This is a genomic window from Sulfuriferula thiophila (genome assembly GCF_003864975.1).
GTDB lineage: Bacteria > Pseudomonadota > Gammaproteobacteria > Burkholderiales > Sulfuriferulaceae > Sulfuriferula > Sulfuriferula thiophila.
Genome location: NZ_BHGL01000046.1, coordinates 307,895 through 329,358, shown reverse-complemented (window position 1 = coordinate 329,358; position 21,464 = coordinate 307,895). Strand labels below are relative to the sequence as shown.

Annotated in this window: 17 protein-coding genes; 14 read left to right on the top strand and 3 right to left on the bottom strand. The window is 46.7% G+C overall.

The features are described 5' to 3' along the window. Nucleotides 1-27: 27 nt before the first annotated feature. Nucleotides 28-1,800: a putative bifunctional diguanylate cyclase/phosphodiesterase gene (locus EJE49_RS13300; protein ID WP_124951623.1), complete on the bottom strand. Its 1,773-nt coding sequence runs from the start codon at nt 1,798-1,800 to the stop codon at nt 28-30. Between the two features lie 122 nt (nt 1,801-1,922). Here EJE49_RS13300 and pgi point away from each other — a divergent pair, with 122 nt between their 5' ends. Further along, nucleotides 1,923-3,569, top strand: coding sequence for a glucose-6-phosphate isomerase (gene pgi, locus EJE49_RS13295; protein WP_124951621.1), 1,647 nt, complete (start codon nt 1,923-1,925; stop codon nt 3,567-3,569). Between the two features lie 55 nt (nt 3,570-3,624). On the opposite strand, the gene EJE49_RS13290 is transcribed toward pgi, so the two are convergent. Then, complete coding sequence (locus EJE49_RS13290) at nt 3,625-3,960, bottom strand: FKBP-type peptidyl-prolyl cis-trans isomerase (RefSeq protein WP_124951619.1); 336 nt, start codon at nt 3,958-3,960, stop codon at nt 3,625-3,627. Nucleotides 3,961-4,149: 189 nt separating this feature from the next. Further along, nucleotides 4,150-5,610, bottom strand: a complete 1,461-nt coding sequence (locus EJE49_RS13285; protein ID WP_124951617.1) for a protein adenylyltransferase SelO — start codon at nt 5,608-5,610, stop codon at nt 4,150-4,152. 150 nt (nt 5,611-5,760) lie between these two features. On the opposite strand from EJE49_RS13285, the gene EJE49_RS13280 reads away from it, so the two are divergent. From EJE49_RS13280 to EJE49_RS13220, 13 genes are all read left to right on the top strand, one after another. After that, nucleotides 5,761-7,035, top strand: coding sequence for a hypothetical protein (locus tag EJE49_RS13280; protein WP_124951615.1), 1,275 nt, complete (start codon nt 5,761-5,763; stop codon nt 7,033-7,035). Nucleotides 7,036-7,101: 66 nt separating this feature from the next. After that, the gene (locus tag EJE49_RS13275) at nt 7,102-8,469 is read left to right on the top strand and encodes a hypothetical protein (RefSeq protein WP_124951613.1); all 1,368 of its coding nucleotides are present in this window, start codon (nt 7,102-7,104) and stop codon (nt 8,467-8,469) included. Between the two features lie 167 nt (nt 8,470-8,636). Continuing rightward, complete coding sequence (locus EJE49_RS13270; RefSeq protein ID WP_124951611.1) at nt 8,637-10,952, top strand: efflux RND transporter permease subunit; 2,316 nt, start codon at nt 8,637-8,639, stop codon at nt 10,950-10,952. A gap of 17 nt (nt 10,953-10,969) precedes the next feature. Next, a complete protein-coding gene (locus tag EJE49_RS13265) occupies nt 10,970-11,752 on the top strand; it encodes an outer membrane lipoprotein-sorting protein (protein WP_124951609.1) in 783 nt (260 codons plus the stop codon). Nucleotides 11,753-11,776: 24 nt separating this feature from the next. Further along, nucleotides 11,777-13,603: a bifunctional metallophosphatase/5'-nucleotidase gene (locus EJE49_RS13260; protein WP_124951607.1), complete on the top strand. Its 1,827-nt coding sequence runs from the start codon at nt 11,777-11,779 to the stop codon at nt 13,601-13,603. 102 nt (nt 13,604-13,705) lie between these two features. Beyond that, a complete protein-coding gene (locus EJE49_RS13255) occupies nt 13,706-14,548 on the top strand; it encodes a c-type cytochrome (RefSeq protein ID WP_124951605.1) in 843 nt (280 codons plus the stop codon). Between the two features lie 61 nt (nt 14,549-14,609). Then, complete coding sequence (locus tag EJE49_RS13250; RefSeq protein WP_223246962.1) at nt 14,610-15,470, top strand: c-type cytochrome; 861 nt, start codon at nt 14,610-14,612, stop codon at nt 15,468-15,470. A 30-nt stretch (nt 15,471-15,500) separates the two neighbouring features. Next, nucleotides 15,501-16,430, top strand: a complete 930-nt coding sequence (locus EJE49_RS13245; protein ID WP_189941922.1) for a c-type cytochrome — start codon at nt 15,501-15,503, stop codon at nt 16,428-16,430. A gap of 1 nt (nt 16,431) precedes the next feature. Continuing rightward, nucleotides 16,432-18,171 carry a SulP family inorganic anion transporter gene (locus EJE49_RS13240; protein WP_124951599.1) on the top strand — a complete coding sequence of 580 codons (1,740 nt, stop codon included), beginning with the start codon at nt 16,432-16,434 and terminating at the stop codon, nt 18,169-18,171. 24 nt (nt 18,172-18,195) lie between these two features. Beyond that, complete coding sequence (locus tag EJE49_RS13235) at nt 18,196-18,618, top strand: DsrE family protein (RefSeq protein ID WP_124951597.1); 423 nt, start codon at nt 18,196-18,198, stop codon at nt 18,616-18,618. Between the two features lie 49 nt (nt 18,619-18,667). Next, the gene (locus EJE49_RS13230; RefSeq protein ID WP_189941920.1) at nt 18,668-20,455 is read left to right on the top strand and encodes a bifunctional metallophosphatase/5'-nucleotidase; all 1,788 of its coding nucleotides are present in this window, start codon (nt 18,668-18,670) and stop codon (nt 20,453-20,455) included. A gap of 75 nt (nt 20,456-20,530) precedes the next feature. Further along, complete coding sequence (locus EJE49_RS13225) at nt 20,531-21,031, top strand: YeeE/YedE family protein (RefSeq protein WP_124951593.1); 501 nt, start codon at nt 20,531-20,533, stop codon at nt 21,029-21,031. After that, nucleotides 21,028-21,450: a DUF6691 family protein gene (locus tag EJE49_RS13220; protein ID WP_124951591.1), complete on the top strand. Its 423-nt coding sequence runs from the start codon at nt 21,028-21,030 to the stop codon at nt 21,448-21,450. The genes EJE49_RS13225 and EJE49_RS13220 overlap by 4 nt, the downstream gene beginning before the upstream one ends. Nucleotides 21,451-21,464: the final 14 nt, after the last annotated feature.

Genomic DNA, 21,464 nt, shown 5'->3' with positions numbered 1-21,464 from the left:
TATTTGCTAATTTTTTACGATTGGTATTTATAAATTGCATTCAGGTCGGCCAAAGTAATATCCTTGTCCCCAATTGACGCCCATTTTTGCCAGGAGTTCCGCAGTTTCGGCATCTTCTATGTTTTCGGCTATGGTTATGATGTTCTGTTTGTGGGATATGTCAATAATTGCTTGGATTATATCAATAATTTTTGCATTGCCATGCATATTGGTGACCATCCAGCCTTCTATCTTCAGGAAACTGATGGGGAGTTTCGCCAGGTAAAGGAATGACGAGTAGCCGCTGCCAAAGTCATCGAGTGCCAAACGGAAGCCCATGTCGAGTAATGGTTGGATTTGTCGGGTAAGCAGCTCGAAGTCATTAATGAATTGCCGTTCAGTAATTTCAAATACTAATGGCTTAACGCCGTTAATCGGAGTGTCACACAGCACGCAATGTTGTTTGACACTATCTAGCAGGCCGCTGACCATTTCTGGTCGTGATAAAAACTGGGGGGAGAGGTTTACGAAGTGAGCAAGGTCAGGGTTGTCTTTGCTGTTTTGACTGTTAACGCAATGCGCCATGGTCTGGCGGGTAATGGTTTCATCAACCAGATGAATTAATTGCAGACCTTCTGCGGCTTCAATGAATTCCGCTGCGGGAGTGGGATGTCCCTGTTTGTTGATCAGTCTGGCTAAGGCTTCCTCGGCCACGACTTTGCCTGTACGCAAGTCGACTATGGGTTGGTAGGCAGGTATCAGATGATTGTTTTTTAATGCATCCTGAATTTCACCTGCGTGCCAGAGAGTGGCTCGCTGCCCGCTTCGATTTAATACAACACGATTACGGCCTGCGTTTTTAGCCTCATAGAGTGCGCTGTCTGCATCTGCTAGCAAGCGGGTTAAATCGATTTTATCTGCTTGTACACTGGCCATGCCTACGCTTAGGGTTAGCTCCAGCGTACCGGAGTTGGCGACAAAAGGTGTCTGTTGATAGATCAGGCGCAATCTGTCTATGGCTTGATAGGCTTGATCACTGTCGGCGTGGTGTAGGTAGATGAGAAATTCCTCACCACCCCAGCGTGCAATCCAGTCGCCATCGCGCATCTGTTGTTGTAAGGTATGTGCGGCACGCTTTAATACTATATCGCCGGTTTTGTGGCCATAGTGATCATTAATGAGCTTGAATCGGTCAAGATCGCATATGCTGACAGTCAATATGCTATGTTCGCGTTCGGCTCTGGCGATTTCCTCATTCAGGCGCATTTCTGCTGCGCGGCGATTAGGCAGGCCGGTCAGCACATCGGTAAGTGCAAGGTCTTGCAGTGCCAGTTGTTGATGGATTTGCAGTAATATCTGGCTAAAGCCGGCTGCAAGCAAATCAACATAATCACAGGCTTGAGGTGAGTAGTCTCTTTCGATGTTGTCGTAATTGGTGAAGCATAAAAACCCAAAGCGTTTTGTGGCTAGCCACAGTGGTGCTGCAATATATAAAATTGTGGGCTGATCTGCAGCCAATGTCATTGAACCTGTAATCCATGGTGCATTGGGGTTGTCGTCTATCCGATTACTTAATGTCCTGATCCAATCCAGCTTAATCTCGTCTGTGATTGAAGGGTGTCGTTCAGATTGATGGTGGATGTGGGCGTTGTTGAATTGGTCTATTTCAACAATCCAGGCGCCGTCTGCTTCGAGATAGCTCGCTCCCAAATCCAGCATGGCATCAATTTTCTGCCCCTCATCCAGATCGCGATTGGTGGCGAGCCGCCACTGGGTCTGTAGCTGACCTTCGATGCGCGATGCCTCATTGTTTGGGTTCATATTAATTTAATTCTTAATGTGAAGAGCGGGTTCCAGATAATTATAATGGTAAGCTGCTTCTGAGTTTAGCGGTTTGTATTGAAATTGCTACACACGAAATACTAATGTTGGAGGAGATAAAAATGACTGATTGCACCCAATTTCCGGCCTGGAAAAAACTGAAAGAACACAAAAAAGATATGGCCCGGATACAAATGCGTTTTTTGTTTGCTGAGGATCCAAAGCGATTTAAACGCTTTTCATTGGAAGCTGCAGGTATTTTACTTGATTTCTCCAAAAATCGGGTAACGAATACGACAATGCGTTTGTTGACACAAGTAGCACGTGATTCGAAATTGCCTGATGCGATCGAAGCGATGTTTAGTGGAGAACGCATTAATCGTACCGAGGGGCGGGCTGTGTTGCACACGGCGCTGCGTAACCGGGTCATGACGCCGGTCTATGTTGATGGCGTTGATGTGATGCCGCTAGTGAATCAGGTGCTGGCGAGAATGCGGGCTTTTACTGATGCTGTGCGTGGTGGTAAATGGCGTGGTCATACGGGTAAGCGTATTACCGACATCGTCAATATCGGCATTGGCGGTTCTGATTTAGGGCCTGTCATGGTGACGCAGGCCTTGACACCGTACTGGCAACCCGGCCTGCATGCGCATTTTGTTTCCAATGTTGATCCTAGCCAGATCATGGAAACCTTGGCGGCGGTTAATCCTGAAACCACGTTATTTATTGTTGCATCAAAAACGTTTACGACTCCGGAAACGCTGTTGAATGCGCAGGTTGCACGGCGCTGGCTGGTGGAAAAGCTGGGTGATGAGTCGGCTGTCGCTAAACATTTTGTGGCGATTTCGACCAATACCAAAAAAGTTCAGGCTTTTGGAATCGATGCCGCCAATATGTTTGAATTCTGGGACTGGGTCGGTGGCCGTTATTCGATCTGGTCGGCGGTCGGTTTGCCTGTTGCGCTGATGGTGGGGATGGATCATTTCGAAACGTTGCTATCAGGCGGATTTGCGATGGATGAACATTTCCGTAGCGCGCCACTGGAAAAGAATATGCCGGTTATCATGGCGTTGCTGGGTGTCTGGCACAATGATTTCTGGAATGCGGATAGTAATGCGATTTTTCCTTACGACCAGTATCTGGCGCGCTTTCCGGCTTATTTGCAGCAACTGGATATGGAAAGCAATGGCAAAAGCGTGACCTTTGATGGCAAGGCGGTGCACTGCCAGACCGGGCCTATTATCTGGGGTGAACCGGGCTGCAATGGACAGCACGCATTCTTCCAGTTGGTGCATCAAGGCACACGCTTGGTCCCCGCTGATTTTCTAGTAGCGGCCGAGTCGCAGCGCCCGGTTGAGCATCAGCATGAGGTGCTGCTGGCGAATTGCTTTGCGCAGACCAAGGCGTTGATGCGTGGTAAAACCCGGGATGAGGCGAGAGTGGAATTGATACGTTCTGGCGTGACTGGTGCCCGTCTGGATGCTTTGCTGCCGCATAAGGTGTTTCCTGGCAATCGCCCATCTAATACCCTGTTGTACCGCAAACTTGACCCCTACACTTTGGGGGCGCTCATTGCTTTATATGAGCATAAAGTTTTTGTGCAGGGCGTGCTGTGGAATATCAACTCATTTGATCAATGGGGTGTGGAGCTTGGCAAGCAGTTGGCGGGTGCGATTGAAAGTGGTTTGCTTGCGGAAGATAAGGTAACTGAGCATGATAGCTCGACAAACGGTTTGATGAATGCCTGTAAACGTTTGCGCAAATCCTGACAATTATCGGTTACTTGCGTTGGACGCAAGCAACCGATAATTAGTTTAATGCTGGTTATTTAACGCCCAGTAATTCAACTTCAAATACCAGAGTGGCATTTGGCGGGATAACGCCACCCGCACCGCGCGCGCCGTACCCGAGTTGTGGCGGGATGGTCAGCTTGCGTGTGCCGCCAACCTTCATGCCTGCAACGCCTTCATCCCAGCCGCGGATCACTTCGCCGGCGCCAAGATGGAAATTGAATGGCTGGTTACGGTCTTTGCTGGAGTCGAATTTGGTGCCGTTGGTCAACCAGCCGGTGTAATGCACGGTAACCGTTTGGCCCGCAGCCGCCGTTGCGCCAGTGCCTTCAATAGTGTCTTCGTAAATTAATCCTGATGCAGTGGTCATTTTTTTTGTGGCCTTAGTGATGTGTTGAGTGGAAAGAGTATCTGCGTTCGCTAAACTTGGTATGGTCAGGCAGAGCAGGGCAGTTAATACGGATTTAGAAATGAATAGTTTCAATGGGGATATTTCCGTAAAGTTGAAACAGTAAAAATACCATTCTATCTGCGCTTTGCGCAATCCAAATATGCGTTATCAGGATGAGCAGCTTACACTAATGTGCCGGGCCCAGTCCGGTGGCGCTGCGGCATAGGCTTCCATGCCCGGATGTTCGTCGTAAGGTTGTTGCAATACCTGCATTAACCGGTCGACTTCGCTCATGTCGTTGTGGTCGCGGGCGGCGACTATGGCGTTTTCAGCAAGATAGTTGCGCAGTATGTATTTGGGATTGACGCTACGCATTGCAGGTGCGCGTTTGGTGTCAACGCTATAGACTATGCGCAGTTGCGTACGGTAGCTGGTGGCCCAGTTGTCAAATGCCGCACGGTCTATGAATAAATCACGCAGAGGTGAATTTTCGGCATCAGGTGCGCTATTGAAATCACATAGCCGACGCATAAATATCGTGTAATCGATACGGTTCTTTTGCAGGGTGTCGAGTAACTGCATAATCAATGGTACGTTGGATTTGTCTGCCGGTAATCCAAGTTTGGCGCACATCAGGTCTATGTAGCTGCTGGCGAAAATCGCCGGGTAGGTGTCGAGTGCAGCTTTGGCATCCGCTACGCTCATTAATGGGGTGAGTGCCTGTGCCAGTCGGGTCAAATTCCAGGCTGCCACATCAGGCTGCTGATCAAAAGCATAGCGGCCGGCTTGGTCGGAGTGGTTGCATATGAAACCTGGGTCGTAATGATCCAGAAAGCCAAATGGGCCGTAGTCCAGAGTTAAGCCCAGTATGGACATATTGTCGGTATTCATTACGCCATGTGCGAAGCCGACCGCTTGCCACTGGGCCATGAGCTTTGCAGTGGAGGTGATCACAGCTTGCAGAAACTTCGGGTATTTGTCTTCGCTATTCAGTAATTCGGGGTAGTGGTGCTGGATAACAAAATCCGCAAGGGTGCGAATCGCGTCTGGCTGGCTGCGATAAAAGAACACTTCAAACGAACCGAAACGGATAAAGCTGGGGCTCATGCGCAGGACTACGGCAGCAGTTTCTACGGTTTCGCGGTATACCGGTAATGAGCTACCGACCAACGATAAAGCGCGAGTGGTAGGAATACCCAAGCCATGCATGGCTTCCGAACATAGATATTCCCTGATGCTGGAGCGTAATACTGCACGCCCGTCACTGTTGCGTGAATAAGGTGTGGGTCCTGCGCCTTTTAGCTGTAGTTCCCAGTGTCCGAGTTCACTTTCAATGCCGCCTAATAATATGGCGCGCCCATCGCCTAGCTGCGGTACAAAATAGCCAAATTGATGTCCGGCATAAAGTGCGGCAGCGGGTTGTGAGTCTGTTGGCAATGTATTGCCGCAGAGCAAATCCGCCAGGTTGTGATCGGTTTCATGCCCGGTAAGATTGATTAACTGAGCTGCTGCAGGGTTGAAGTGCAGTAGTTTGACGTCAGGCAGTGGTGTCGGTGTAACTCTGCTGTAAAAGTCTGACGGTAAACTGACGAACCGATTGTGAAAATTGAGTGTGTCGAAGGTGGGCATGTGTGGGGGTTAGCGTATGAGCTGATAAATAAAATTGTGAAACGTAAATCAGTATAGGATAAAATTCAAAATTTGTAAGACTGAAGCTAACATTATAGCGTCCTTCCCGGGCGCTTTTTTATAATTACGATAATGCAGTAAATTAAGAATATGCTTAATAATAAGATGGTTAAGGTGGGGGCGTTCGTGCTGTCTTCAATAGGTTCATCCGTTCAGGCCGGGGAATGGTCTACTGAAATTGATTTTGAAATGCGGCATTTTCTAAATAAATCACAGACTGTGCAAGAGTTGTCAAATGCTACAACGATAAAGCAGCAAGAGCAAATTGCATCGACCGGGTTGGCAAGTCAAGATCAGCCTTCTATTGCAATTCAGCCTAGTTATTTTAACGAATGGGATGGTCAAAAAAATTCGTTTTCATTTAAACCGTTTTACCGCTGGGATGACAGGGACGATTACCGGACGCATTTTGATATCCGGGAGATGGTGTGGCGCTCGAGTCAGGGTGGGGTAGAGCATCCATGGGATCTGCGGGTTGGTGTCGATAAGGTGTTTTGGGGTGTGGCTGAATCCCATCATCTGATTGATATTGTCAATCAGACTGATGGTGTTGAAGATCCGAAAATGGAGCAGAAATTAGGTCAGCCAATGTTGCGGGCTACTGTCAGTCGCGACTGGGGTACGTTGGACATGTTTGTGCTGCCCTATTTCCGAGGACGTACATTTGCCGGGCCGGAAGGTCGTTTACGATCGCCGACCTCTCTGGTCCGTTCGCCGGTGGTGTATGAGTCTGGCTTAGGCCAGAGCCATGTGGATTACGCGGTGCGCTGGTCTAAGGGTTTTGATCGGTTGGATGTGGGGCTTAGCTATTTCAGAGGGACGAGCAGAGATCCGCGTATTGCACAGTTGGATTCCCTGATTACACCAGAAAATCCTCTAGGTCTGCAAGTCAACTATGATTTGATTAGTCAAATCGGGCTGGATGTGAATTATCTGCTTGGGGACTGGATTTTGAAGCTGGAGGCGATTGACCGGCATTCTAACTTCGAACGATTTTATGCGTTTGTTACCGGTACGGAATATACCTTTAATGGGATTTATGGTTCGCAGATGGATATGGGTACTTTCCTTGAATATAACTTTGACAGTCGAGGCCAGGGATCTGCGGGTGTGTTGCAGGATGATTTGTTTATCGGTTTAAGGTTGGCCATGAACGATGAGAAATCAACAGAAATTAAGCTTGGTGTGATGACGGATTTGAACGATGCATCGCGCACAACCCGGGTTGAACTAAACCGTAGGCTTGATGATAAGTGGAGTATAAAATTCTTGGGACAGGGCTATCACCGTATAGACAGTGGTAATCCGCTCTATGCATTTAAAGAGGATAGTTTTATCCAAAGCACTTTGGTTCGTTATTTTTAATTATTGGCATGAATTTTGCTTTAAGCAATGTTAAAAATTATTTAACTAACGTTAAGGGATAGGGCGATGAGTAGTTGCAATAAGAAAAAACATGGATTTAAAACGGCCGTATTGATTACCGCGTTAATCAACACCGCGGCTGCGCATGCAGGGGAGTGGACCACGGAAGTGGACCTGGATTACCGCTATTTCCGCAAGCCACCGGCACAAGTACCCACAGGAACCACAACTCAGGAAACCGCTGCAAGCTTTTATGCTTTTTTAGTGAGCGTTGGCGTGCCGGTAACTAGTTTCGTTACTGTACCTACTGCAGTTCTGGCGGTTTCCGCTGCACAAAGTGGTGGGAGTGGGACGCAGGGAAACAATGAACCTTCAGTTGTGATCCAGCCAACTTATTTTAATGAGTGGGCTAATAAAACCAACTCATTTACTTTCAAGCCATTCTTTCGTTGGGACAACATGGACGATAAGCGTACCCATGCTGACATACGGGAGATGGTGTGGAAGTCCCAGTATGGCACGGCTGCAACGCCATGGGATTTGCGCGTAGGTATCGATAAAGTATTCTGGGGTGCGGCTGAATCTCAGCATCTGGTTGATGTTATTAATCAGACCGATGAGGTGGAGAATATTAACCGTGAAGCCAAGTTGGGGCAGCCTATGGTGCGCGCAACGATAAGCGGTAAATTGGGAACGCTAGATGCTTTTGTTCTGCCATGGTTTCGTGAACGTACTTATTCCGGACAGGATGGTCGCTTGCGCCCGTTGGTATCATTGGCAACCCTGCCGGTGACATACCAGTCCGATGCAAAAGATAGTCATGTTGATTATGCGTTGCGCTGGTCTAAATCGTTTAGCGGTATTGATCTAGGGATTTCCCAATTTGTGGGTACCAACCGCGATCCGCGTGTGGCGACTTCAGCTATTTATGTAACTGCTGCAAACCCAGCGGGTTTGTACTTGAGTTATGACCAGATGGCGCAGACCAGTGTAGACATGACTGCCGTTAGGGGTAACTGGGTGTACAAGCTGGAAGCATTGCATCGTGATACCAATTACGATCATTACTGGGCGGGCGTGACTGGCGTGGAATATGCGTTTAATGGTGTGTTTCATACACCATATGATGTAAATACTTTCCTGGAATATAACTACGATAGTCGTGGGCAAGGTCAGGCTGTGTATCAGAGTGATGTATTCGTTGGTGCGCTGTTGAATTTGAACGATGCTAAATCAACCCAGCTTAAACTAGGTGTTCTAGTAGATACCAATGACAGTACGCGCAGCACGCGTGTGCAGTTTAGCCGTCGCCTGAATGATAACTGGTCAGCCAGACTCGAAGGCCAGTGGTTTAACTCGGTTGACTCCGGCAACCCGTTAAATGCTTACAGAGAAGATAGTTATCTGCAGGCAACGTTGGCGCGTTACTTCTAATTTCAAGTTAAAGCTGTCGGATTTCTGACGTTGCTGTTGATTATCCGACAGAGTGGCTTGTTGCGATTAAGTTTGTGACCGGTTGATTTGCTCGATGGGGTAAGTTAAAGACTTGGTTTAATCGAGTGAATCGCTTTTCATTTCTGTATATGTTGTCCGGGTAGGGTATGAAAAATAATTTTGCAATGCGTTTTGGTTATGGGGTAATCAAACATCGATGGCTGGTAGTGTTGTTGACGATACTAGTCGTTGTTGCATCTGGAATGGGGATGAAAAAACTCACCATGAGTGGTGATTACAAGGTGTTCTTCAAGCCTGATAACCCGCAGTTGCTCGCATTTGATGCATTGCAAAAAACGTACACAAAAAGTGACAACATCATGTTTGTGCTTGCGCCCAAAAACGGTGATGTTTTTACGAAAGAAAATCTGGCTGCTGTTATTTGGCTGACAGATAAGGCATGGAAAATGCCCTATTCTTCACGCGTTGATTCAGTAACAAATTATCAGAACAGTACCGCCGATGGGGATAATTTGAATGTGCGTGATCTGGTATCTAATCCAGAGGCATTGTCAGCGGCAGATTTGAAACAGGCACGCGAAATTGCAGTGCATGATCCTTTACTGGAAAGGCGCATTATTTCGCCTTCCGGCCATGTAACCGGAGTGAACGTTACATTTCAGCTCCCGGATAAAACCAAAGCCAAAGCCATACAGTTAACAGTCGCCAAAGCGCGTGAACTCAAACGTGAATTTGAAACGCGTTATCCGGATATGAAAGTCTATCTGAATGGCGTGGTGATGATGAATGCGGCATTCCTTGAAGCAACGCGTGATGATATGCGCACCCTGGTGCCGATCATGATGGCAGTGGTTGTGGTGATGTTGTTAATTACTTTGCGCAGTGTGGCGGGTACCGGCTTGATTATGCTGAGTATCGTGATGTCTATTGCCGTTACTATGGGCCTGGCCGGATGGTATGGGATAGTGATGTCAGCACCGCTGGCAACCGCACCGCTGGCTATTATGATCATGGCGATAGCGGATGGCGTACATGTGCTTTCTCATTATGGGCATTCAGTGCGTCATGGTATGGCGCGAGAAGATGCTATGGCAGAAAGCATAGGCTCCAATTTGGGGGCGATGTTCCTGACCAATATCTTGTCTGCGATTGGTTATGCCAGCATGGTGTTCAGTGAAGTACCGCCATTCCAGACATTGGGAGTAGTTGTTGCGGTGGGTATTGTGGCTGGCTTCCTGATTTCGGTAATTCTGATTCCTGCCGCCATGATCATTTTGCCGGGTCGCGTCAGTCAGGTGCACTCACGTGAGGACGAAAAAATCTCACTGATGGAACGTTACACTGAATTCTTCCTTAATCACCGTAACAAGATGCTGGTTGGTAGTCTCGCAGTCACGTTCTTGCTTGGTACTTTTATTACACGCAATGAATTTAGTGACTCATTTCATAAATACTTTGCTGAAAGTACTGAATTCCGGCAGGCAACTGATTTCACATTGAAAAACCTGACTGGCGTGTATCTGATCGACTATTCATTGTCTGCTGGTCATCCAGAGTATGTGAATGATCCGGTCTTCCTGAATAAGGTGAATGAGTTTGCGCAGTGGTACAGGCAGCAACCTGAAGTGCTGCACGTAAACACCTTTACTGACATCATGAAGCGACTTAACAAAAATATGCATGGTGATGATCCTGCTTATTATAACTTGCCAGATGAGCGCGCACTTGCGGCGCAATATCTGCTGTTATACGAGATGTCCTTACCATATGGACTGGATCTGAATGACCAGATTAATCTGGATAAATCTGCAACACGCTTCACGGTAACTTTGAAGGCGGTAAGTTCAAATGAAATGATTGCAGTGGAAGAGCGCGCCAATCAATGGCTGAAAGCGCATGGCTTGAATATTATCCAGACCACTGGTGGCTCAGGTGCCGGGATGATGTTTGCTCATATCGGCAAAGAGAATGGCAAGAGCATGATGATAGGGAATATTTGGCAGATAGTGCTGATTTCCGGACTGATTGTGCTGGCTGTACGCTCTTTTAAACTGGGCGTGATCAGTCTGATACCTAACCTGATGCCTGCAGTAATGGCTTATGGTGTATGGGGTATTGCAGTTGGCGAGATCAATATGGCGGTATCCATGGTTGGCGGAATTTCGCTGGGTATCGTGGTAGATGATACGGTGCACTTTCTGAGCAAATATCTGCAGGGTAGGCGCGAGCTTGGGTATGATGCTGAGCGGAGCATACGCTATGCCTTTGATCTTGCGGGTGTTCCCATGTGGATATCGACTTTTATTCTGGTGGCAGGTTTCCTGGTACTGGCGACTTCACCATTCAGCATGAATGCAGATATGGGTATTTTGACGGCTATTACGATTACTTTTGCAGCTTTTGCTGAAGCATTTATGTTGCCGGGCCTGTTGCTGCTGGTTGATCGTGGCGAAAAGATTTAATTAAACGAGAGGTAATTATGTATAAATTATTAGCAATATTAGCGTTAATCGTTCCCCTGAGTGCTGTTGCTCAAACTCCGCAGGAAAAAGGTCTGGCTATAGCGAAACAGCAAGATGCTAAAAATAGCGGTTTTAAAGATTATACCAATGACATCGTCATGACATTGAAAAATGCGCAAGGTCAGGAAACAGTAGATTACCTGCATTCATTAACCTTGGAAGCTCCAACTGATGCAGAAGGCGACAAAAGCAAGCTGGTGTTTGATAAACCGGCAGATGTTAAGGGTACGGCTATGCTGACGTACAGTCATGGTTTGCAACCGGATGATCAGTGGTTGTTTTTGCCGGCTGTAAAGCGCGTTAAGCGTCTGAACTCAAATAACAAATCAGGTCCATTTATGGGCAGCGAATTTGCCTATGAAGATTTAAGCTCGCCGGTGGTAGAGAAGTTTTCCTATAACTGGTTACGCGATGAGGCTTGTGGAGAGTGGCAGTGTCACGTAGTTGAACGTACGCCGAAGTATGAATATTCGGGTTACGTACGGCAAGTTACCTGGATAGATACTAAAGAGCTGCGTACGGTCAAAATTGACTATTACGATAGGAAAAATGAATTGTTAAAGACCCTTACGCAGAGCGGATTCAAGCTTTATAAGGGCAAGTTCTGGCGTGCGGAGACTGGCAAAATGGTTAATCACATCACTGGAAAAAGCACCGTTATGGTTTCCAGTAATTTCCAGTTTGGAACGGGTTTAACTGCAGCTGCTTTCGAGCCAAATTCATTGCAGGATACGCATTAAGCTAAGTTAAGGGTGAATGCGATTATGTTGAAACTTAGGGATGGTCTAGCGATTGCTGGTTTAACAGTCTTCATAGTGTCGTTTGTTAACTCATCAAGTGCTGCTGAAGTTAATGTATCCCAAACTGCTGCAGTTAAAACTATCACATTCATCCATCTTAATGATTTGCATGCGCATTTAACAACGCATCCAGATTTGGTTCGTTATGGTGATCAAGAAAAATTAGAACAGCGTGGTGGTATTGCGCGACTGTCCACGTTAATAAAACGCATACGTAAGCAAAATCCGGATAGCGTACTGATGAATGTGGGTGATACTTTTCATGGTGGGGTAGAGGCGCTTTTCACCAATGGCAATGCAATTATCGATCCGGTTAATGCTTTAGGAATAGATGTCGGTGTGGTAGGGAATTGGGACTATGCATACGGTCCAATAGTGACACGCTCGCGTTATGGTGCATTGAAGTCAATGGGCTTGTTTACAGACGGAAAAATTAAACGTCCTAACTATCCGAATTTAGCGGCGAATCTGAAGATATCGTTACCTTTTTTCCGGCGCGGTGATTATTTAATGCCACCTACCCTGATTAAAACAGTGGGTGGTGTACAGGTTGGTTTTATTGGCATTACTTCAGATATCGTGCCGCGCATGCATCCCATGCTGGCTCTCGGCCTGAATTTTCTTGAATACGATACGCAAAAATATGTGCAGTTAATTGAAAAACATGCTGCTGACTTGCGCCAAAATGGTGCGCAAGTAGTTGTGGTGATGAGTGAACTAGGTATCCAAAAAGACTTTTCTTTAGCAAATCAGATTGCACCGAATCTAGTGGATGTTTTCTTCTCGGCCCATACACATGAAGTCGTGCGGAAGCCACTGGAATCAAGTAGCGGAGCGCTTGTCGTCGAGTCAGGTGGTGGTGGAGGCTATCTAGGCCGTATGAATATAACTGTACAGGATGGGCACGTCACACGACGTGACTGGCTGTTATATGATGTAGACAAAAAAATTCCTGAAGATGCTGCGATGAGGACACTGGTAGGAATTGCCCGGGCTCCGTTTTTGGGAAATCAGGTGAATTTGAAGTTGCCAAGCATGGCTGCTGATTTACGTCTCTCACAATCTATTGATACGGTTGTGGGTTATACCGCTGTGCCGCTGGATAGACGAAATGCATTGGAAAGCACATTTAATGATGTTATGGCAGATGTCATGCGTAAGGTGGGCAAGACGCAAGTAGCTATTACACCGGGCTTTCGTTTCGATAGCCCGATCGCCGCCGCTGGTAGCATGCTGGAAGATAATACAATAGCGAATGGCGCTATTACGCTGGAGGATGTTTATCGTTATTTCCCAGTACCTTACATGGTAGCCACTGGGACGATACGCGGTGACAAATTACGCCAGGTTTTAGAGCAGAACCTGTCCAGCGTTTTCTCAACAGATATGTCGATACAGTCAGGTGGTTGGGCAGATGGATGGTCCGGTTTAAAAATAAAGTTGGACTTAGCACGAGCAAATGGTGGGCGCATCATCGATATGCAATTGAAAGATGAAGCTCGTACGATTCTTGCTGATGACACATTAACTGTTACCGGGTGTTCCCGGCCATTTGATAGCAAAGCGGATACCACCTTATGTAGCTACGATGGGTTCGAATCGGTTGATACGCTGACAAATCCAAAAAATGGTAAGAGTTGGACGGCTATCGATTTATTTGTATACGGTTTACAGAATGGCTTGGTTGATAATCAGGTCCGGCACGATGTTGAAGATGTGCACCATACCAAAATGTGGCCGCAAAATGCATTTGTGCAGCCACTTAGAGGAGTTGGTCTGGGTGGGGAGTGAAATGCAGAGACAAATAGCATTGGGAAATAAGCTGCTCTGCCACAAATAAATTATTAATTAAATATATGCTGTCTGACTTATGTAAGGAAAGAACATGAGTAGATGGAAGATAAGTCGATGTTAATTTCAAGGCATGCGTGGTTATTTATGAAATATCAGAATAGAAATTTTGCCAAACAGTTTACTTATATATTCGTTTTGTTGGGGTTAAGTGTCGGTATTTTGCCGATATCTGGATGTGGGAAGCATGCAGATTCAGATACGCGTGCGGCAGTTGCTGCTGGTAAATTGCTTGCTGAAAAAGGGCATGGCACTATTCCGGCTTGTATTGCATGTCATGGTAATAATGGCGAAGGTCTGGATGCAGCCGGTTATCCAAGGTTAGCAGGTTTGAATGCAACATACATCGAAAAGCAGCTTAATGACCTTGCGCGTGAATTACCGCCTGCGGGTGTGGTGATTGAATCAGTTGCGAAGGATTATAGTAAAACTCCTCGTATTTATTCCGATTTGACCGTTTTCAGTCCAGGGTTGCGCCATGATGATGTCATGAGCCCGATTGCCAAGCAGCTTAGCAAGACAGATATCCATAATATTGCCGCTTATTACAGTAGCTTGCCATTTCAAGCTAAGCCGGTAGCCGCTGATTATGAAGTACTGGAGCGCGGTCAGGACCTGGCGCTGCGCGGCAAGCCTGAGTACGGCTTGCCGGCATGCATATCCTGTCATGCGCCAAATGGGGAAGGCTTCGGTACGGATTTCCCCCCTCTGGCAGGGCAGCCAGCAGCCTATATCGTTAATCAGATTAACAAATGGCAACGGGGTGATCGTGATAATGATAATTTGGGCTTGATGCACGCCGTTGCTGACCAGTTAACCGATGCTGATAAATTAAACGTTGCTGCATATTATGCAAATCGTTCATTGATAGTGAATGGGAAGTAATTCAATGGTGCGATTGATTTTTCTATTTTCCCTATTGGCTGGTGTCTCGACCCATGTCTGCATGGCTGCTGAATTACCGCAAGGTGAAGTTCGTCCGGCAGCCTACGATGCGCGTGCCAATATTCCAACCGGGTTGACGCGTGAGAAAGCAATTCGGCAAATTCCAGCAATGAATCCTGGGGAGTATTTTGTTCCGCCTGAAATTGGTGACATTCCAACCAGCAAATATGGCGATATGGTCAAGTTGGGGCGTAACATTTTCATTGATACTCAGCATTATGCGAAGCGATATGTGGGTAACGGGCTGAATTGCAGTAATTGTCATTTACAAGAAGGGCGTAAGCCTTACGCTGCGCCAATCTGGGCTGCATATCCGATGTATCCAGAATTTCGAAACAAGACACGGGATGTGGTTACTTATGAGGAAAGAGTACAGGATTGTTTCCGTTTTAGTATGAATGGTATAGCGCCAACCCTGGATTCTCCTGAAATTAAGGCTTTGACTGCGTACGCTCATTGGCTATCCAAAGGAGCTCCGATTAATAAGGAATTGCCAGGAAGGGGCTTTGCCAGGTTAAGCAAACCCAGAGATCCAACTCCAGTGAATGGCGAAAAGTTATATAAAGAGAATTGTGCCAGCTGTCATGCAGCAGATGGTAAAGGTCAGAAATTTGCGAATCGTGATGGCTATATGTTTCCGCCATTATGGGGTGGGGATTCTTATAACCATGGTGCTGGGATGAGTTCGGTAAAAGATTGTGCTCAATTTACCAAAGCCAATATGCCGTTAGGTAAAGGTTGGACGTTGACCGATATGGAAGCATGGGATGTGTGCACGTATATCTGGTTACAAAACAGGCCATGGGATCCACGTTTCGGCTGGTTCTTTAATATATTTACACCACCTACCGGTGGTAACTGAGAGAGGAGCACTGACATGAGATTTTCGCGCATGCACAAGTATCTTCTCGGCGCTGGGGCGTTGTTTGGCATTGCTTTTGGTACATGGGTAGCGGCTGACGCTAATACGGATAATACAGATGACTTGCCTACACTGGATAGCATCCAGACTCGGGCTAGTATGCAGCAACCAAAATTGACATTACCAAACGAGTTGACTGTGGTGCCCGTCATTAAGCCAGGTGAGTATTTTGTTCCGCCAAAACTTGAAGATCTGACAGAAAGTAAATATGCAGACGAAGTTCGGCTGGGCCGCAATATTTTTGTCCATACGCAGGAATATGCAAAGCGTTATGTGGGAAATGGTTTGAATTGCAGCAGTTGCCATTTGCAAGAAGGTCGGAAACCTCATGCCGCTCCATTGTGGGGGGCTTATCCTATGTATCCGATGTACCGGGATAAGAGCCGTCAAGTTATTACCTTTCAGGAACGGCTACAGGATTGCTTCCGTTTCAGTCTGAATGGTATGGCGCCAACTCTGGATTCCAGAGAGATAGAGGCGTTAACCGTGTATGCGCAATGGTTGTCGACGGGCGTCCCTATGGGCACGATCATGGCTGGACGCGGTTTCGCTCGCATTGATAAGACGGAAGACCCTTCACCATTTAATGGCGCCATTATTTATAAAAATTACTGTGCAAGCTGTCACGGAGACGATATGTACGGCAAGAAATTTACTGACCGTGACGGCTATATGTTCCCGCCATTGGCTGGCCCGGATAGCTACAACAAAGGCGCTGGTATGCATAAGGTTAAAACCTGTGCAAGTTTTGTGAAAGCCAACATGCCTTTGGGTAAACCTTTTACGTTAAATGATGATCAGGCGCTGGAAGTATGTGTGCACATGTTTATGCAGGATAGGCCATGGGATCCGCGTAAAGGTATGTTTATGAGTATATTTATGCCAGTGACCGAGGGTTGATATGTTAAAGCGAATTCGCCATTCGGCAAGAATCCGTAATGCGTTGTTCCCATTTATGGTGTGGGTGCCGCTGCTGGATAAGGCCACCGTTCATAATGACATTGTAGCGGGCATTACCGCAGGTGTATTGATTTTGCCCCAGGCCATTGCTCTGGCAACCTTGGCTGGATTACCTCCCGAATATGGTTTGTATACAGCTATTTTTCCAGTGTTGATTACTGCGCTATATGGCTCTTCATGGCATTCATTGTCCGGCCCAAATACTGCTCTTGCGGTTTTGACAGCAATGACTATTGCGCCATTTGCGAATATAGGTACGCCTGACTATGTTCAATATGCCATTACATTGACCTTTATGGCGGGGGTGCTGCAATTGGCTTTTGGCCTGTTGCGGTTAGGAGTGGTGTTTAACTATTTTTCACATACGGTGATGGTCGCGCTAGTTACCGGGGTCGGGATAATTATCGTCATTCAGCAAGTCGGGAATTTTATGGGGGTGGTAATGAACCTCAATGAAACTCTGGATCAAGTGGTTTACCAAATTATTCTGGCGGTCCCACGTGCCAATGTGTATGCGGTAACGGTTGGCGTAATTACTGTGGTATCCGGATTGCTTATCAAACGACTGCGACCAAAGTGGCCGCATTATATTATGGCGGTTGCGATCGGAATGATCGCGGCTTGGGTAATTGGGATGCTTGTTGGGAGCGCGACAGCACATATAGATATGCTGGGATATATGAGCTTCTCAGCTATACCATTTTCGCATCCTGATTTTTCACCCGAGGATTTTGGTCCATTCTCCAATTTCGCCTTTCCGGCAGCAATCGGTATGGCCGTATTGGGTTTAATGCAGTCATCCGTGATTGCACGATCCATGGCTGCGAAATCAGGTCAGCAAGGTTTGGACATGAATCAGGAGGTAGTAGGTCAGGGTCTCTCTAATGTCATTGGCAGCTTTTTGTCATGTTTTACCAGTTGCGGTTCATTTAATCGGAGTGCTGCCAACCTGGAAGCCGGTGCTCGTACGCCATTAGCGGGTTTGATATCCGCCTTTGCGTTAGCGCTACTGGTGTTTGTGGCTGCGCCAGTAATTGCATATCTACCTGTGCCAGTAATGGCCGGTGTGCTGTTCCTGGTTGGCGCCGCGTTAGTGAAAATCAAGGATATTCGTCATCTGCTGGCCATTAAGGATGGTGGACGTATCGTGTTTCTACTGGTGTTGTTTGTGACACTGGGTAGCGGTGTGGATGACGGTGTGTATTTGGGTATATTTTTATCTATTGCGGGTTATCTGCGCAGTGTATCCAAACCATCGCTTGAATTACTGTTTGAACAGGAAAAATCCTATTACCTGTCAGAAGGTATGACCACGGATAACACGACAGCAATTGCAATATCCGGCAGTTTGTTTTTTGGCTCCGGGCATAATATTGAGCGAGCATTTATCAATGTGGCTAAAGATGATCACCGCAAAGCTAACCTGGTTGTTATCGCGGAATATGCAACGGGTATTGATGTCCCTTCGGCGGAATTGATTGGTCAGGAAGCGCGTCGTCGTCAGGCCAATGGCTACCGGTTGTCATTGTGGGTACGTCCAAGTGCATTAGTCGACCCACAAGTGACCAAGATATTAGAAGCGGCAATAGGGAATGACAATATATTTTGCAGTGGCCGTGCCAAGAAAAGTATGGCGGTTACAGGTCTTATTGCCCCTATACCACGCAATAAATTAGTGTAATTAATTTCTAGTAAGGATAAAAAAGTGAAAATTAAATTTTGGTTGATTGCTTTGATTTTATCGCTCACCAGCTTAAGTGCCGTTGCGGCTGAACAAGTTAAGCATCGTTTGTTGATACAAGTGAGTGAGGACAGTGTCGAACGACTTATGGCAGCGTTAAATGCAGCTAAATTCGTACAAGATCAGTATGGTGCACCCAATGTCGAGATAGAAATTGTTGTGTTCGGGCCAGGGGTGCAAACACTTAAATATTATGCCCCTAAACCGGTTCCTGACCGTGTTAAACAAGCAAAATACAACGGTATCCGGATAGTGGCATGTGATTATTCCATGCGTGCAGCCAAATTGCGTCCGTCAGATATGTTGCGGGAAATTAGTTATGTACCATCGGGCGTGGTGGAAATTATGGAAAAAGAGCAATTGGGCTGGTCTTATATTCGACCTTGATCATTAATTTTCAGCTTGGTTAGGTATAGTTCAGATGTTAAGGACACCCATGCCGGATGGTATGTGTCAGGAAAAAACAATGTTAAACAAGATATATGCTATTACGTTAATCATGTTGCTCACTGTGATCGGGCAGCCAGTTTCTGCCATCGCAGGTGGAAGTGGTGATGTGACGTTTATCCACATGGGTGACCTGCATGGCCATCTGATACCACGGCCCAATATGCGCGAAGGGGATCCGGATCAAGGGCAGATGATGGGGGGGCTTGCTTATGTCTATGATGAAGTCAAGAAAATCCGCAAGGTTCATCCTGATGCATTGCTGATTAACGGTGGTGACACCATCCAAGGCTCTGCCGAGGCGCTCTTTACCAGAGGCTCGGCAATGGTTGATATATTAAATTTATTCAAGATTGATGCGTTTAATCCGGGTAACTGGGACTATCTCTACGGTACGGAACGTTTTCGTGAGTTGTTTGCTGGCACTAAACCGTTAGCCAACTGGAATGCTTTATCAGCCAATTTATATTACTCAACCTTGTATGAGTTTCCTGAAACGCGCTACGCCAAACAAGCTGGTCAGCGGGTTCTGAAGCCTTACATGATCCGAGAAGTGAATGGAGTAAGGGTCGGTATTATTGGGTTGACGGCTGACCGCGGACCACAAGCAGTAAGCACCCGTGTCATGGAGGGGTTCACCATGACGCCAGGGGAGTTTGAAGTGGCCGCGGCTGTTCCGCTATTGCGGCAGAAACATAAGGTAGATTTGATCGTATTGATTTCAGAGCGTGGATTAGGTGCTAACCTGGAAATTGCCGAAACAATACCCGGGATCGATATTATATTGTCCTCAGACATGCATGAAGAATCACGCAAAGAGCTCATCGCTAAGAGCGGGACAATATTGGTTGAGGAAGGTCAGGATGGAACAATAGTTGGTGAGCTTACTGCGCGTGTCCGTAATGGCAAAATGGTAGGACATCAGTGGACATCCCACCGTATTACCACTAAAAATAATCAACCAGACCCGGTGATTGCCGCCAAAATTGAAGAGATTCGTCGTCCTTTTGTAAAGGCTGGTTTCGTAACGCATGTGAATCCAATTAATGCGGCCATCTTGCGTACTCCGATTGATACGGTGATTGGTTTTACTAAAATTCCATTGCACCGATCTAATTTTGCAGGGTCGAAAAACATGAATGCGGTGATCGAAGGCTCGTCGCATGATTTCATTGCGGATGCCTTTAGGTCAGCATGTGATTCTGATTTAGGATTAATGCGGGGTTTTCGGTATGGTACACATATTGCACCCGGTCCCATTAAATTAGAAGACATCTATCATTACATCCCGATTGGTCCGCAGGTGGCATGTGGGAAAATGTCCGGAGATGATATCCACTGGATGCTGGAGAGAGGTGCGGATTCATCGTTATCGCCTTATCCCGGATGGTGGGGAGGCGGATGGCAAATTGCATTTTCGGGCCTGACCTATAACCTTGATCCGAATAAAGAATATGGCAACAGGGTTTCAGATATTCGCGTAAGCGGTGATCCCATGGATATGGAAAAGCTTTATACCGTTGGCGGATATTGGTATGTGGACAATCCGAACATGATTAACCGGCATAAAGCCTGGGAAATTAACGTGCTCAAGGATAAAGATGGCGGCATTCTCGATGGTACCGATATCGTTGCGTATTACTTGCAATCGTTGCCGGATCATACTGTTAATCCCGAGTTGAATCGTGTTCGTTTATTAGGTGCTTTACCCAAGCCTATTGTTAAAGAGTGCAAGGAAATTCAACCTTTACGTGGAGTATATTTTCCCCACTATTGATTGAGTGTGCAATGTGTATGACTAAAAAGTGAATAGTAATGTTTGTAAATAGTTATAAAAAATGTGGGAGGCAGCATGTACGATATTATTATTTGGCCAGGTTGGTTGGCTGGTGCAGGTATAGGTTTGCTGATGGTGGCCTTTTACTGGATTACGGGTAAGCAATTAGGCGTGTCGCGCGGCTATTGTAATATTTGGTCTTATTTATCGCGGCTCCCTTTTTTCCAGCAAAAAGAATATACAGGTAATGTCTGGCGGGTCTGGTTCATTATAGGCATAGTGTTGGGCGGCTTCATTGCTACCGTTGTCGCCCATCCTGGACAATGGAATATCAGTTTGGATATGGGGCAAGCATATGATGCTATTTTGCCGAGTAATTTGTGGCTGAAAATGCTGGTGCTTTTTAGTGGTGGCGTCGTTATGGGCTTAGGCTCCCGTTTTGCGGGTGGTTGTACCAGTGGCCATGTTATTGCAGGTGTCCCGATGTTAAACCTGTCCAGTTTGCTGGCCGGCATACTGTTCTTTATTGGTGGACTGGTAACAGTGCAGTTAGCTGTGCGATTGGTGGCATTATGAATAATCTTATTTTTCTGATCTTGGGGACGATTTTCGGATTGCTGCTCAGTTTAGCAGGCGCAACGACATTCGATTTCTATGCGGAATTGTTTCTGCTAAAGAATCCGCAATTAGCTAGGGTTATCTCCAGCGCAGTGATAGTTGGTGTAATTGGTATCTGGTTAATGAAACGCGTGCAGGCTAAAGCATTAATGACAGGGGAGCCTATTGCTTTTGAAAAGAAAGGTAAGCAGAGGGGGTGGATATACGGCTCGCTGATGTTCGGAGCTGGTTGGGGTATCACGGGCTCTTGTCCTGGATCGGCACCCGCTATGCTGGGTGAAGGTAAGTTTATTATTATCCCCGTGATAATTGGTGTGATAGCGGGTACTTATGTGTATGGCTGGTTTGAAAGCCGGCGAGGCCGGAATTGCCAGTAAACTAACAGAACGCT

Coding starts and splice junctions, on each gene's coding strand:
- EJE49_RS13230 (WP_189941920.1), top strand. CDS start 18,668: ATGCCGGATGGTATGTGTCAGGAAAAAACAATGTTAAACAAGATATAT.
- EJE49_RS13255 (WP_124951605.1), top strand. CDS start 13,706: ATGGAAGATAAGTCGATGTTAATTTCAAGGCATGCGTGGTTATTTATG.
- EJE49_RS13220 (WP_124951591.1), top strand. CDS start 21,028: ATGAATAATCTTATTTTTCTGATCTTGGGGACGATTTTCGGATTGCTG.
- EJE49_RS13275 (WP_124951613.1), top strand. CDS start 7,102: ATGAGTAGTTGCAATAAGAAAAAACATGGATTTAAAACGGCCGTATTG.
- EJE49_RS13260 (WP_124951607.1), top strand. CDS start 11,777: ATGTTGAAACTTAGGGATGGTCTAGCGATTGCTGGTTTAACAGTCTTC.
- EJE49_RS13280 (WP_124951615.1), top strand. CDS start 5,761: ATGCTTAATAATAAGATGGTTAAGGTGGGGGCGTTCGTGCTGTCTTCA.
- EJE49_RS13300 (WP_124951623.1), bottom strand. CDS start 1,800: ATGAACCCAAACAATGAGGCATCGCGCATCGAAGGTCAGCTACAGACC.
- EJE49_RS13250 (WP_223246962.1), top strand. CDS start 14,610: ATGGCTGCTGAATTACCGCAAGGTGAAGTTCGTCCGGCAGCCTACGAT.
- EJE49_RS13265 (WP_124951609.1), top strand. CDS start 10,970: ATGTATAAATTATTAGCAATATTAGCGTTAATCGTTCCCCTGAGTGCT.
- EJE49_RS13290 (WP_124951619.1), bottom strand. CDS start 3,960: ATGACCACTGCATCAGGATTAATTTACGAAGACACTATTGAAGGCACT.
- EJE49_RS13285 (WP_124951617.1), bottom strand. CDS start 5,610: ATGCCCACCTTCGACACACTCAATTTTCACAATCGGTTCGTCAGTTTA.
- EJE49_RS13240 (WP_124951599.1), top strand. CDS start 16,432: ATGTTAAAGCGAATTCGCCATTCGGCAAGAATCCGTAATGCGTTGTTC.
- EJE49_RS13225 (WP_124951593.1), top strand. CDS start 20,531: ATGTACGATATTATTATTTGGCCAGGTTGGTTGGCTGGTGCAGGTATA.
- EJE49_RS13270 (WP_124951611.1), top strand. CDS start 8,637: ATGAAAAATAATTTTGCAATGCGTTTTGGTTATGGGGTAATCAAACAT.
- pgi (WP_124951621.1), top strand. CDS start 1,923: ATGACTGATTGCACCCAATTTCCGGCCTGGAAAAAACTGAAAGAACAC.
- EJE49_RS13245 (WP_189941922.1), top strand. CDS start 15,501: ATGCACAAGTATCTTCTCGGCGCTGGGGCGTTGTTTGGCATTGCTTTT.